At 37.9% G+C, this 12,296-nt stretch carries 13 protein-coding genes; 6 read left to right on the top strand and 7 right to left on the bottom strand.

The genetic code is table 11. The annotated features are described in order from the left end of the window. Nucleotides 1-86: 86 nt before the first annotated feature. The 3 genes from H4J41_RS07050 to H4J41_RS07040 form a co-directional block, all read right to left on the bottom strand. Entirely contained in the window at nucleotides 87-479 is a 393-nt protein-coding gene (locus H4J41_RS07050; RefSeq protein ID WP_220460912.1) for an MGMT family protein, read from the bottom strand. After that, nucleotides 473-1,138, bottom strand: coding sequence for an SDR family oxidoreductase (locus H4J41_RS07045; protein ID WP_182136918.1), 666 nt, complete (start codon nucleotides 1,136-1,138; stop codon nucleotides 473-475). The genes H4J41_RS07050 and H4J41_RS07045 overlap by 7 nt, the downstream gene beginning before the upstream one ends. A gap of 133 nt (nucleotides 1,139-1,271) precedes the next feature. Further along, nucleotides 1,272-1,649: a hypothetical protein gene (locus H4J41_RS07040; RefSeq protein ID WP_182136919.1), complete on the bottom strand. Its 378-nt coding sequence runs from the start codon at nucleotides 1,647-1,649 to the stop codon at nucleotides 1,272-1,274. A gap of 611 nt (nucleotides 1,650-2,260) precedes the next feature. Here H4J41_RS07040 and H4J41_RS07035 point away from each other — a divergent pair. The 4 genes from H4J41_RS07035 to H4J41_RS07020 all read left to right on the top strand — a co-directional run bounded on the left by H4J41_RS07035 (nucleotide 2,261) and on the right by H4J41_RS07020 (nucleotide 4,993). Then, the gene (locus H4J41_RS07035; protein ID WP_182136920.1) at nucleotides 2,261-3,226 is read left to right on the top strand and encodes a tRNA-dihydrouridine synthase; all 966 of its coding nucleotides are present in this window, start codon (nucleotides 2,261-2,263) and stop codon (nucleotides 3,224-3,226) included. 155 nt (nucleotides 3,227-3,381) lie between these two features. Beyond that, complete coding sequence (locus tag H4J41_RS07030) at nucleotides 3,382-4,359, top strand: methylenetetrahydrofolate reductase (RefSeq protein ID WP_182136921.1); 978 nt, start codon at nucleotides 3,382-3,384, stop codon at nucleotides 4,357-4,359. A gap of 81 nt (nucleotides 4,360-4,440) precedes the next feature. Continuing rightward, complete coding sequence (locus tag H4J41_RS07025) at nucleotides 4,441-4,683, top strand: hypothetical protein (RefSeq protein WP_182136922.1); 243 nt, start codon at nucleotides 4,441-4,443, stop codon at nucleotides 4,681-4,683. Nucleotides 4,684-4,789: 106 nt separating this feature from the next. After that, the gene (locus H4J41_RS07020) at nucleotides 4,790-4,993 is read left to right on the top strand and encodes a hypothetical protein (RefSeq protein ID WP_182136923.1); all 204 of its coding nucleotides are present in this window, start codon (nucleotides 4,790-4,792) and stop codon (nucleotides 4,991-4,993) included. A 259-nt stretch (nucleotides 4,994-5,252) separates the two neighbouring features. On the opposite strand, the gene H4J41_RS07015 is transcribed toward H4J41_RS07020, so the two are convergent. From H4J41_RS07015 to H4J41_RS07000, 4 genes are all read right to left on the bottom strand, one after another. Next, nucleotides 5,253-5,642, bottom strand: a complete 390-nt coding sequence (locus H4J41_RS07015; protein WP_182136924.1) for an acyl-CoA thioesterase — start codon at nucleotides 5,640-5,642, stop codon at nucleotides 5,253-5,255. 66 nt (nucleotides 5,643-5,708) lie between these two features. Beyond that, a complete protein-coding gene (locus tag H4J41_RS07010; RefSeq protein WP_182136925.1) occupies nucleotides 5,709-6,779 on the bottom strand; it encodes a beta-ketoacyl-ACP synthase 3 in 1,071 nt (356 codons plus the stop codon). 528 nt (nucleotides 6,780-7,307) lie between these two features. Beyond that, entirely contained in the window at nucleotides 7,308-7,922 is a 615-nt protein-coding gene (locus H4J41_RS07005) for a DsbA family protein (protein ID WP_182136926.1), read from the bottom strand. A gap of 522 nt (nucleotides 7,923-8,444) precedes the next feature. Further along, nucleotides 8,445-9,332 (bottom strand): matrixin family metalloprotease, encoded by an 888-nt coding sequence (locus tag H4J41_RS07000; RefSeq protein ID WP_182136927.1) that lies wholly within the window; start codon nucleotides 9,330-9,332, stop codon nucleotides 8,445-8,447. A 750-nt stretch (nucleotides 9,333-10,082) separates the two neighbouring features. Here H4J41_RS07000 and H4J41_RS06995 point away from each other — a divergent pair. Continuing rightward, nucleotides 10,083-11,507 (top strand): nodulation protein NfeD, encoded by a 1,425-nt coding sequence (locus tag H4J41_RS06995; protein WP_182136928.1) that lies wholly within the window; start codon nucleotides 10,083-10,085, stop codon nucleotides 11,505-11,507. Next, nucleotides 11,491-12,273 (top strand): slipin family protein, encoded by a 783-nt coding sequence (locus H4J41_RS06990; RefSeq protein WP_182136929.1) that lies wholly within the window; start codon nucleotides 11,491-11,493, stop codon nucleotides 12,271-12,273. The genes H4J41_RS06995 and H4J41_RS06990 overlap by 17 nt, the downstream gene beginning before the upstream one ends. Nucleotides 12,274-12,296: the final 23 nt, after the last annotated feature.

The raw sequence follows: 12,296 nt of genomic DNA, 5'->3' as shown, positions 1-12,296 counted from the left end.
TTGCCATTCGTAGCCATTTATAACTCACCACGATAATGCAGCTTAAATTCATTAGTTAACTCAGCTGCTTTGAATTATAGAAATAGCTAATGCGCTAAAACAAACAACAATTCTGCTAAATCAGGTTGCCATTGAAAGTCTTTTAATTTGATACGCGCCCCTATAACCACCACTTGCTCAGCTTGCAGTAAGTCACGTTGTCGAGCAAAATTCTCGCTACCGGCTGCAAATGAAATTCGACCTTGAGCATTAATTACCCGATACCAAGGCACGGTTTGCCCGTGCCAACCGTTAGTTGGCACAGCAGCTAACGCTTTACCTACTAACCGAGCGCGGCCAGGTAAACCGGCTAGATCAGCAATTTGGCCATAGCAAGCGACTTTCCCCGCAGGTATAGCCAGAACAGTTTGCCAAATTTTTATATGCTTGCTACTAAACGGTTTACCAACATTTGAGCGTATAGTGTTCTTAATTACCAAGGCAAAACACTGCCATTAGAGTGTTTAAAAATACCACTTTGTGCCAAGGTTAATTGATTAATTAATTCAACTAGCTTTTTAGCCGCATCACTCGCGCTAATGTCACCACCATAATTAACCATCTCTGTTTGGACATAACCAGGATGATATATACCAACAGCCACTTTATTACTGGCAAGGTCATGACTCAATGACATGGCGGCCGCATTTAAAGCCGCCTTTGACATTCTGTAACCATAACGACCACCTGAGTCATTATCGGCAATAGAGCCCATTCGTGAGGTAATAAGTGCTACTTTTGCTCCTTGTTTAAGCTGTTTTTGCAAACTAGCAACCACTCTTAGCGGTGCTAAAGCATTGACTTCGAACTGCTCTCGTATCGTGTTTAAATTGAGATTGGCTAAACTTTCATCCCTTAAAATACCCGCATTACACACCAATACATCAATGTCGATATGCTTTAATCCAGAGACCATATTTGCTATACCCAAATCACTTGTTACATCGATATCTTCGATGATATTGACATCAAGCGCGGTTAACTCAACTGAAGTTTTTCGACACAGCCCAAAAACACGATCTCCTTGTGTCTTAAAGTGCATACACATGGCTAAACCTATGCCTCTATTCGCACCGGTAATCACAATATTATTCTTCATTGACTATCCTTATATGTAAACGTTTTCATTGATATTAAATCATTAAAACTAAAAAACCACTTCAGTGAAGTGGTTTTTAATATGCTATCAAGCTTATTGGCTAAACGTTAGACTTATTAACTAAGCGGTGCGCTTATTCGCCACACTTGCCTTCTTTAGCTTTTGTAGCTTTACCTTCACCACATTTGCCTTCGCCACATTTACCTTTGGCTTTGGTCTTCATTTTACTTTCGCCACACTTGCCTTCAGTTTTAGCTTTGCCTTCGCCACACTTACCTTCGGTTTTAGCTTTGCCTTCACCACACTTACCTTCGGTTTTAGTTTTGGCTTTACCTTCACCACATTTGCCTTCGCCGCACTTACCATTCTCGTGACCGTCAGCAGACACTATAGTCATGACATTTTGCACAGCAAACGGGTTAGTTTCTGCTTGCACTGGCATTGTTGCCGCAACAGTTAATACAAATAAGCCTAATAAAGCCGCAATTGAAGATTTTTTAATTAATTTCATTATATTTTCCTTTTAATTTTTTATGTAGATACTACATCTACTAGGTACAGCTATTAACAAAGACCATACTGGATGTGAATAAATTTCAAGCGCTGTAAATTTTTACATTAATTTAAAGAAATTTTGTATCTACAACAACGTTGAGATTAGCTTTATCAACATGAAACCACAAGTAAAAAAACTCACCTATTTAACTGCAGCATTAGCCACTTTCGGTCGTAAAATGTAGTTAATATGATTGATTATCATTCTGTCTTTGTCGAAAATAGTACTTAAACATAGGATAAGCTCACTTAACTTTACTAACGCCATTTAATTTTTTAGCACCAAACCACATTAGCTCTGAGTCATTTTCCGGTGGAATCCTAATTTTTTTGAGCAATTTTTAATACTAAAAAAAATAGAAGATAAATAAGTAGCCTGCTATTTATTTTTAGTTGTTATGGTGCGCTTAATGTTATTATTGCCAGATGATTACCCTTGGGTAAATCAACATTAATGGCAGCTAAAGCGCGTTGCCTGTTGAGAACACAGCTTGCTCTCAGCATAAGGTATTTAATAAAACACCATTGAATAACGTCTACCGCCTCAAATATTACAGCTAATAACGTATGCATACCCCAATAGAAACCAAAGTAAAAAAAATAATCTTAGCACCTATGGAAGGTGTTGCCGATGAGTTAATGCGTAAGACACTGACATCTCTTAATAATTATGATTTTTGTATAACAGAATTCATTCGTATTGTTGATGCCTTAATGCCTGAGCATGTTTTTAGAAGAATGTGTCCTGAACTAGAGAATGGCTGTAGAACTCAAAGTGGTACACCTTTGAGAATTCAGTTACTCGGCCAAGAGCCCGATTGGATGGCTGAAAATGCGGTCAGGGCATTAGACATGGGATCGCACGGTATTGATGTTAATTTTGGTTGCCCAGCTAAAACCGTTAACAAAAGTAAAGGCGGCGCTGTTTTGCTGAACGAGCCAGAAAAAATCTACCAAATAATGGCTAAAATGAGAGCCGCCATTGGCCTTGATGCAACTTTATCAGCGAAAATTAGGCTAGGCTTTAACGATGCGTCAAAGCTAGATGAAATTGTTAGTGCCATCGAATCAGCTCAAGTTGACCAATTAACCATTCATGCTCGCACCAAGCAAGATGGCTACCGACCTCCTGCTTACTGGCACTTTATTGGCCAAATAAGACAAAAATACGCTATTGAGATATTTGCTAACGGTGAAATTTGGAGTAAAAGTGACGCGGCTAACTGTATAACTCAGAGCCAAACACCCAACCTAATGCTGGGGCGTGGCGCATTAGCCCTACCCAACTTAGCCAATGTGATTAAGTTTGATGAAAAACCTATGCCTTGGTCTGAACTAAGCTTGTTGTTAATAAGTAATAGTGAATTTGACTTAAAAGGTCATAAAAGCTTTTATTTTTCAAGTCGTTTAAAGCAATGGTTGCGTTATTTAAAGTTACAATACCCACAAGCAGATACCTTATTTAACAATATCAAACGATTAAAAGATAAAGATGAAATTCTTCATCAAATAGATATTGCCGCATCGATATAGAAAATCAAGCTAACGTATTAAACCCGCCGCCTTATCAACATTAGCTATAATGTTGATAAAACTATTATTAGACTAACGCAGATTTTTATCATCCAACAAGGTAAGATAATTGTTATTAAAGACCATTAATTTACCTTAAATAAGAAGTAACGATAGTGAAGAACGGTTCAGAGTTAAGAGCACGATATAACGACGTAAATCGTGGTGTCTACTTTATCGGCACAACCCCGCCTAAAAGTGATACACCCATTGAGCAAGTATCAACCATTGCCGATAAATTACTTGAGCGTGTAAGCGACATCGATTTTGACGGTTTAATTGTTTATGACATTCAAAATGAGGATTCACGGACCTCGAAACCACGGCCTTTTCCTTTTAAGTCGACGCATGATCCTCGACTTTACTCTTCACTTTTACAGCAAAAGTCAAACCGGCCGGTAATTACTTACAAGAGTGTCGTGCAATCAAACGGCGATGCTTTTAATCAGTGGGCTAATGAAGCCTGGCATGAATATGGTATTCGCGACATTGTGTTGGTTGGAAGCCCTTCACAGCAAAATAATATCAGCCTGCCTTTAGGCGAAGCTTATAAAACCTTAGTAAACAATGAAAACAACTTTTTTATTGGCGGTATTACCATTGCTGAGCGCCATGCAAATAAAGGCAACGAACATGTTAAATTAATTGAAAAACACCAGCAAGGTTGCAATTTTTTTATCTCTCAAGCCATTTACAATGCCCAAGCAACCATTGATATGTTAACGCGCTATGCCATTGAATGTCAGCAACAAGGTATAAAGCCACAACGTATTATTTTAACTTTCTCTCCTTGTGGCAGTAAAAAAACCTTAGCGTTTATTGAGTGGTTAGGAGTCAGTGTTCCTGAAGCAACAAGTTTACGCATTTTAAATGCTGAGCGACCGTTATACGAATCCATTAGAATTTGCAGCAATACCTTAGTTCAGATACTTGATGCGGTATTACCCTACAAAGTACCTTTAGGGCTTAATATTGAGAGTTTAACCAACCGTAAAGAAGAGATTGACGGTTCAATATTACTTTATAAACTCTTACGTTCAACCATGGATAATTATTTAGCTAAACAAGAGCTCAGTGGACTTTTTACTGATTAATTAAGCATTTTTCTCATCGTTATACGCTATGCTTAATTGAAATATTATTTATTTCAATTACAAGGTAAAGGAGACTTAAATATGTCAGGTACAGCGATGGTTGTGTTAATTGTATTTATTTCAGTTGGCTTTGGGGTGATATTCGACATGTACAAAAAGCATTTAGAATTTAAAACCAAAACCTTAGACCACAACAGCCAAAGTAATGAAAAAGCTGTAGCGATGACAAAACAAGTACAAGCACTTGAAGAACGTATGCAAGTGTTAGAAAAAATTGTTACTGATGAAGGCTATAGCGTACAAAAAGAGATTAATAAACTCTAAGCTACAGACTTTAAGCTACAGACTCTAAGCTAAAAAATTTTGCTATTGGTAATTATGACGGTGGTGGTGGTGATGATGGTCATGACCAAAAGGATCAAGTGTTAATATGAAATTAATCATGAGAACCGAATTTGAAAACTTACAAAAAAATCCACTTCATGGTTATCAAAGTGATGTAAATGGCGAAAAGCAGGTCGTAAAATTATATCGAAATGATCAACTTATTGCGAAAAAGATCACGCTAAAAAAATCTATTCGATATTTTGCTGTTGATGGCTATCAGCAATTTCTCACTGATGAAACTGAATAAACACAACAACGGCTAACTATCTGATCAGATAAACGTCTGATCAGATAGATACCTAATAAATAAATACACCGCCTGCATCACTATATTGCTATTTACTTCACTTATCGCGCTTTGTGCTTATTTAATATTACCACAGCAAAACCACTAAATAAGGCTACGTTTTATCGCTGCAATAACGAAATAGAGTTGACTGTAGATATGATAAATTCTAATGATTTAAAAGGCAGTTATTAAGGGTTTTTTAGATTAACCAAACCCATTAACCTTCAAAAATTTCAGTTAAAGAAGCCAAGGTTTTACCATGTGGGATCGGTTGTTTGGATTCAGGATCAACCTGAACAAAAACGATATCATCAGCTAAACATATTGTTTTTTTCGTCACCTTATTACGCATAATGCACGTAATGGTAATCGACGTACTTCCAACCGCTTTAGTTGATAAACCAAACTCAACAATGTCACCTTGTTGTGCCGGCGATTCAAAGTTTATTGCGCCAATATGCTTAGTAACCAAACAGTTTGTTTCTAGTTGGCAAATGGCATATATAGCAGCTTCCTCATCAATCCAAGCTAATGCCCTGCCGCCGAAGAGTGAATTGGCATAATTTAAATCATTAGGCAAAATTAACCGACGAGATAAAAAGCGCATAGGTATCCTTATTATAGCTATCAGCCAACTCAAAGTAGTGTTGGCTGATGAACAAAAATTTATTTTTTACAAAGATTTGCCAGCAATAATGTCTTGAACTAATTCCAAGCCAGACTGCTTACATTCAGGTAAGTCAACATCGGTCGTTGATAAAACGTGCGTTCTATCACCCCATTTCACCACATGAGCGCTCCATGTTAAACCACCACCAAAGGCCGGAAGCAACACATAAGATTGCTTCGCAATAAAGCCTTCTTCTATCGCTTCGACAAAGGCCACTAAGGTGGTTGCCGCTGACATATTGCCGTATTTATGAATGTTGATAAATACCTTTTCTTTGTCCACTTTAAGACGTTTAACTAGGGTATCAATAATACGTAAATTTGCTTGATGAGGAACAACACTGGCCATTTGGTCAGCACTAAGTTGCGCTTGTGCAAGTGCTTTTTCACAAGCCTGCGCCATACCTGAAACCGCTTTTTTAAATATTTCTGGGCCTAAAAACGCCCAATTAGACTGCCCAAGCAAACGTCCTTTATTAGCATATTTCATGCCCCAACCTTCAACAGCAAGAATATCTCGAGATTCGCCATAACAGCCTAAAGCTTGCGTTATAACACCCGTTTCTTCTACACTTTCTTCCAAGTAAAGCGCTGCTGCACCGTCACCAAATAAGACAGCAACATCACGATTACTCCAGTCCATAATGGGCGAAATAGTTTCAGCGCCAATAACCAGCGCTGATTTAACCACGCCACTTTTTATCATAGACGTTGCAACACTTAGGCTATACATGCCACCAGTACAAGCTGTACTAACGTCCATACAAGCGGCATTCTCAGCTCCTAGTAAACGCTGAACATTGGAGGCTGCGTTAGGACAGATCTGATCAAAGGTGGTGCTGCCAAAAACAATCAATTCAACATCTTTGGCAGTTTTACCTGCAGCAGCTAATGCTCGCGCACAGGCAACATGGGCTAACTCACTGACGGTAACATGAGAAATTCTTCGCTCTTTCATGCCAGTGCGAGAAGTTATCCATTGGTCATCTGTTTCTAAAAACGTTGCTAAATCATCATTGGTAAGAATAGCGGGCGGTAAGCATTTGCCCCAACCGGTAATTGCTGCGTATGTCATAGGAAACCTTATTTTGCTGTTATTTTTACTTTTAAAAAGCAAAGAATAGTCTTTTTTTTATAGCCACATCATACTACAAAAAAACAGTATTTTAACGGCTATTTACTGTATTTACATCAAGTTGATTTAAAATTTAGTCAGGCAATATAGGCTAGTATGAAATACCTCCTAAAAAGTCAGCGTTTTTACCTCTCCTGCCGTCCTCCTGCTTTCCTCCCTGAGAATTATTTTATTTTTTTACAGGAAGGAAAATAATGAGAAAACAAGGAGAAAAGACTTAAAGCTTTTAGGGCATCTATATTTATGCGAAGTTGATTTAAAATTTGAACAGTCGATAAAAACTAGCATTAAATACCACCTAAAAAGTCAGCGTTTTTACCTCTCCTGCCGTCCTCCTGCTTTCCTCCCTGAGAATTATTTTATTTTTTACAGGAAGGAAACAATGAGAAAACAAGAAGGAAAAACTTAAACCTTTTAGGACAGTTCTATTGATACAAAGTTGAGCAGTTAATTTTAAAAATTTTGAAGCTAAAGTTTCGCCATTATTAACGCATAACTATTGCGCCAATCTTTATAATCAATGGGAATATTAATAAGCGTTTGGTTGCTAACTAAAACTAACGCAGGAAAACCGTTAATCGGCATCATACTCATTTGGGTAATTTCTTTTTTCAGAGCCTTATCAAGTTGCTGGCTGTTCATTTGTTGCAAAAAATCATTGCCGTCCAAGCCAATTTCAATCGCTAACTTATATAAGGTATCGATATCCGATGGATTTTTGGCCTGTAAATAATAAGCATGCTGAATAGCGGTCAGCATGCTTTGTTCTTTATTGCTGGCTCTTGCAATAAGTGCAGCGCGACAAGCCGGAAAGGTAGAGCGCCTTGGCTGACAATCACGCCAAAAATCAAAATTAAATGTGGTACCAAGTTCCCCAGAGATATTTCGCCAAGTTTGCTGTAAAAAATGTTGCATTTCGTCTGGCATAATTTCATCGCAATCTTGTGCTAAACCACCAAGCCCATAGATAATATCAATATGTGGCGCGAGTTCTTGTTGCAGTCGATGCCAAGTAGGTGCATAACCCCAACACCAGCTGCACATAGGGTCGTAAATATAATATAAAGTAGAGGCCATATTCATTTTAGATCAGGGTGTTGGGTGTGATAACAACTAGCATACTAACTTCAATCTAACATTTCATTATAAAGCTATTATCTATAGTCTACATTTAGTTAAAACGTTGTAGTAACTTCCATTAACAACCAAATACGAACAAGGTTCGTATAACAGATAAATTGATGTATGCTTTAATTTATTGATAAAAATAATTAAACATTAATAAGGAAATTACATGTTAAACAAATTAGCTATAACCATAATAATTTCCTTATTTAATAGAGTTCGTTTTACTACTTACTATACTTCGTTTTACTAACTAACTCCTTTGATAGCTGAAACTTTTACGCAAAAGTTGCACCGACAATTTAATTGATTTTTTGTACAAATTTAATTTTTTTTTGTACAAATTTAATTATCCATAAAAATATTATGAACAGTATTGTAAAAAAAGCTGACAATATATTTTTAAATTTAACAAATTTAATTGTTACAAAGTGACCCTCGTCAATTTGCCTTGCGCAATTAAATCAGTGCTCATCTTCGTTAGAATAAACGACGTACATGTCTCCTACTAATACCTATCAAGCCTAAAACGAAAATCAATAAAGTTGATGGTTCAGGTACATCGATAACTAAAGGAGCTGGCCCGTAGATAGAGTTAATACCAGCTATGTCATCGGCAGACAAACTACGCCGACTCCCAGCATAAACCGCTTGCATAGCCGAACCGGCTACGGTTGAATGTCCCAAACCTAACGCATGCCCAAGCTCGTGAAGTGCGACGGTAAATATGTCATATGTCGAACTATTGGCATTAGGATCATCTACAAAGCTGCGTGCAACATCAAAATGCAGATCACCACCGACAGAGCCAATTGCGCCAAAAATAGCCTCAGTGCCGGGTTGAAAGGCGTGGGCAAGGGTATTAGGGTTAGCAATATTCCAGGCTGCTATTCTTATATCACCTGTTGCGTTTGATCCCGCAACATTTGAGCCGCTATCAGTTACCTGGCCCAAGTTAGAAAACCCAGAGACATCACCCCAAAGATTAAGCATACTGTCAATCATCGATTCAAAAGACGATAAGCCCAAACCAAGAGCCGTGATGTCTTGTGTCACCCCCAAATGATTGAAGGCATCAACAACAACGGGAACTTCAGTCAGCCCTGCTCCCATTATGCTCCACGTAGCATCACCTAACGACGGAAATCCATTTACTCGTGCAGTGTTGGGGCCAAGTTCCCATTTAGTAGGAGTAGCAAATATGCTAAAACTTTCCGGTTCTATACCATTTAATATATACCCAGCTTGAGCTTGTGACTGGGTGAATAGCACAAGTATGCAAGCCCAAATGGCAAAGGTTTTACGTTTTTGCCTTAGAAGTTTACTCATTGCGTTACGTTTTACAGAAATATATTTCAAGTTAGTCATCTAGATAATCCCTATATAAGTAAATTATTCGTCTGTAGATAAGTAATCGCAGACTTCCATCAGTTCAGCTATGAAAATTATCCCTATAAAAATACAAAACTACAGTTACCTTTAAATCTGCTATTCAAACAATTTGTAAGCCAAAAAATTAAGCCTTAAAAAACACATCTGCTTATGATGATGTCAAAATTCTCTATATAAAAAAGTGTAAATAGGTCTGGCACTTCAAACATCATAAGACTGTAAGTGAACTGCATCCATTTTTATTTATTGCCCTTACTTTTTTAAGTGCCCATACCATGACAACCGACACTAAAAACTATCAAGTGTGGGAAGTGGATTTATAACCTGTCTTATTTGACTAGTTCACGCGTTTAATTGTTGATAATAAACTGTAGTCCAGTAATGACAATGCGTCACGTTTACACGGTAATATTTATATAATATCTTTCTAGAGTAATATCTATGCTTTCTGACTGGACATCCCAGGACACGAACATGAACTTTTTTTTATTATCTTTTTAGCTTAAAGTGGTAAAAAAACAAGGGGCTTTTAATGAAAAAAACGCCATTTAAAACGTTTTATCAGCAGCATTTATTATTTCACAAGTATTCAAACACCTTGAATAAAGGCACTATTTTTCGCTAACAACTAAGAGTTACTGATCTTTATCAGCATTTTCCAACACAAGTTAGAGATATTGACCAAGTACAACTAAGCTCATAATTCAGCGATTAATGGAAACTGTTATGTGTAAATTGTGCGGAATATTCTTGATTTTATATTGTGCTTTGCTCTCAATGCATGCCTTAGGAACAGCAGAAACGCCGTATTTAAAGCCAGTAGCCAATAGCGTTCAGCAAGAGATAAGTATTAATGCCAACACTTTGGTTGTGCCATTATTAACCATCAAAGGTGCTATTGGGCCTGCCGTTAGTGACTATTTAGTGCGAGAAATAAACAGTGCTAATATGGCCAGTAACATCCCTTTAATTATTATCACACTCGATACTCCTGGTGGCTTAAGTGCCAGCCTACGTGACATTAATAAAAGTATCTTAAATTCTACTATTCCAATCGCCTGTTTAGTTTACCCACAAGGAGCACGCGCAGCGAGTGCAGGTACTTACATACTTTATGCTTGCCATATTGCTGCTATGGCTCCCGCCACCACTCTGGGCGCTGCGACACCGGTTAATATTGCTGGGCCGATGACGCCACCAGCAGAAGATAAGGCACAAAAAAACGCACCTTCTGCGATGGAGAAAAAGGTCTTAAATGATGCCATTGCCTATATTCGTTCACTCGCACAATTACGTTCTCGTAATGAACTATGGGCTGAAAAAGCCGTTACAGAAGCGGCAACGTTAACAGCGAAAGAAGCACTAAAAGAAAATGTCATCACCTTAATCGCTCAGTCGCCACAAGTGTTATTAAATAAACTAGAGGGTCAGCAGGTAGCGATAAAACAGCAAAATATTAAATTATCCTTACAAGGTGCTGAAATACTGAGTAAAAAACCAGACTGGCGTAGCCAATTTATTGCCACGATTACCGACCCTAATATTGCCTATATTTTAATGCTACTGGGTATTTATGGTTTGTTATTAGAATTCTACAGCCCTGGTGTCGGCATAGCGGGCATCATCGGCGGTATATCATTACTTATCGCTTTATATGCCCTGCAGTTATTACCCCTGAATTTTGCGGGTGTTGCCCTACTCTTGTTAGGCGTAACACTCATGGTGATGGAATCACTGATACCAAGTTTTGGTATTTTTGGCCTCGGTGGTATTAGCGCATTTGTTTTAGGCTCCATATTTTTATTCGACACTAAACTTGAGCAATTTAAAGTTTCACTGCCATTAATTGCCAGTTTTACTTTTGTCTCTGCACTCTTTATTGTCTTTGCCTTGGGTTTTATCTACCGAGCCCGAAAAAATAAAATCGTCAGTGGTCAAGAAGAAATAATTAATGCTTGGGTTACGGTGGAAAATGACTTCACTGATAAGGGTTATGTGCTCTTTAATGGCGAGCGTTGGGCGGCTAGTAGCCCACTAGCCTTAAAAAAAAGTCAACAGGTACAAGTGCAAGCAATTAATGGCCTAACCCTTGTTTTAGCGCCCGCAATCAACACAACAACTAAGGAGCAAGATAATGACTTCACTATTTAATAATTCAGAATTATTCACCGGCTCAATTATTTTTTTACTTATTGCCTTTTTTTTCAGTGCTTTTAGAATTTTACGAGAATATGAACGCGGGGTAGTTTTTTTACTTGGACGATTTTATAAAGTGAAAGGGCCTGGTTTTATTCTTGTTATTCCCTTTATCCAACAAATGGTAAAAGTTGATTTACGTATAGTAGTGATGGATGTACCTAGCCAAGACGTTATCAGCCGCGATAATGTCTCAGTAAAAGTTAATGCGGTTATTTATTTTCGAGTTATTGACCCACAAAAAGCGATTATCAATGTCGAAGACTATTTACAGGCAACGTCTCAACTTGCACAAACCACCTTACGTTCGGTGTTAGGGCAACATGAATTAGACGAAATGCTCGCGAATAGAGATATGTTAAATGCCGATATTCAAACCATTTTAGATGTCAGAACCGACAGTTGGGGCATAAAAGTGTCTAATGTTGAAATTAAACACGTTGATTTAAATGAAACTATGATCCGCGCTATTGCCAGACAAGCCGAAGCAGAGCGAACTCGTCGAGCCAAAGTTATTCATGCCACTGGGGAATTAGAGGCGTCAACTCACCTGACCCAAGCCGCCAATCAACTGGCCAAAGAGCCTGATGCGATTATGTTACGTTATTTACAAACTTTAACAGAAATTGCTGGTGAGAAAAATTCTACTATTATTTTCCCTTTACCCATGGAGCTGATAAGCGGTCTTATTAAATCAACAGACAAAACAACCAAAGGATAGTAGAAAAACACACGCTATTATCT

Origin of the sequence: Colwellia sp. MB3u-45 (genome assembly GCF_014077005.1) — a bacterium.
In the GTDB taxonomy this organism is placed as follows: Bacteria; Pseudomonadota; Gammaproteobacteria; order Enterobacterales; family Alteromonadaceae; genus Cognaticolwellia.
Note: the sequence above shows the minus strand (reverse complement) of the source record. Positions and strands in the feature narration are given on the sequence as shown.

Bases quoted from the DNA above. Each gene is read 5' to 3' on its own strand.
- H4J41_RS06990 (WP_182136929.1), top strand. From the start codon at position 11,491: ATGACTTCACTATTTAATAATTCAGAATTATTCACCGGCTCAATTATT.
- H4J41_RS07005 (WP_182136926.1), bottom strand. From the start codon at position 7,922: ATGAATATGGCCTCTACTTTATATTATATTTACGACCCTATGTGCAGC.
- H4J41_RS07035 (WP_182136920.1), top strand. From the start codon at position 2,261: ATGCATACCCCAATAGAAACCAAAGTAAAAAAAATAATCTTAGCACCT.
- H4J41_RS07000 (WP_182136927.1), bottom strand. From the start codon at position 9,332: ATGACTAACTTGAAATATATTTCTGTAAAACGTAACGCAATGAGTAAA.
- H4J41_RS07020 (WP_182136923.1), top strand. From the start codon at position 4,790: ATGAAATTAATCATGAGAACCGAATTTGAAAACTTACAAAAAAATCCA.
- H4J41_RS07045 (WP_182136918.1), bottom strand. From the start codon at position 1,138: ATGAAGAATAATATTGTGATTACCGGTGCGAATAGAGGCATAGGTTTA.
- H4J41_RS07040 (WP_182136919.1), bottom strand. From the start codon at position 1,649: ATGAAATTAATTAAAAAATCTTCAATTGCGGCTTTATTAGGCTTATTT.
- H4J41_RS06995 (WP_182136928.1), top strand. From the start codon at position 10,083: ATGTGTAAATTGTGCGGAATATTCTTGATTTTATATTGTGCTTTGCTC.
- H4J41_RS07010 (WP_182136925.1), bottom strand. From the start codon at position 6,779: ATGACATACGCAGCAATTACCGGTTGGGGCAAATGCTTACCGCCCGCT.
- H4J41_RS07025 (WP_182136922.1), top strand. From the start codon at position 4,441: ATGTCAGGTACAGCGATGGTTGTGTTAATTGTATTTATTTCAGTTGGC.
- H4J41_RS07015 (WP_182136924.1), bottom strand. From the start codon at position 5,642: ATGCGCTTTTTATCTCGTCGGTTAATTTTGCCTAATGATTTAAATTAT.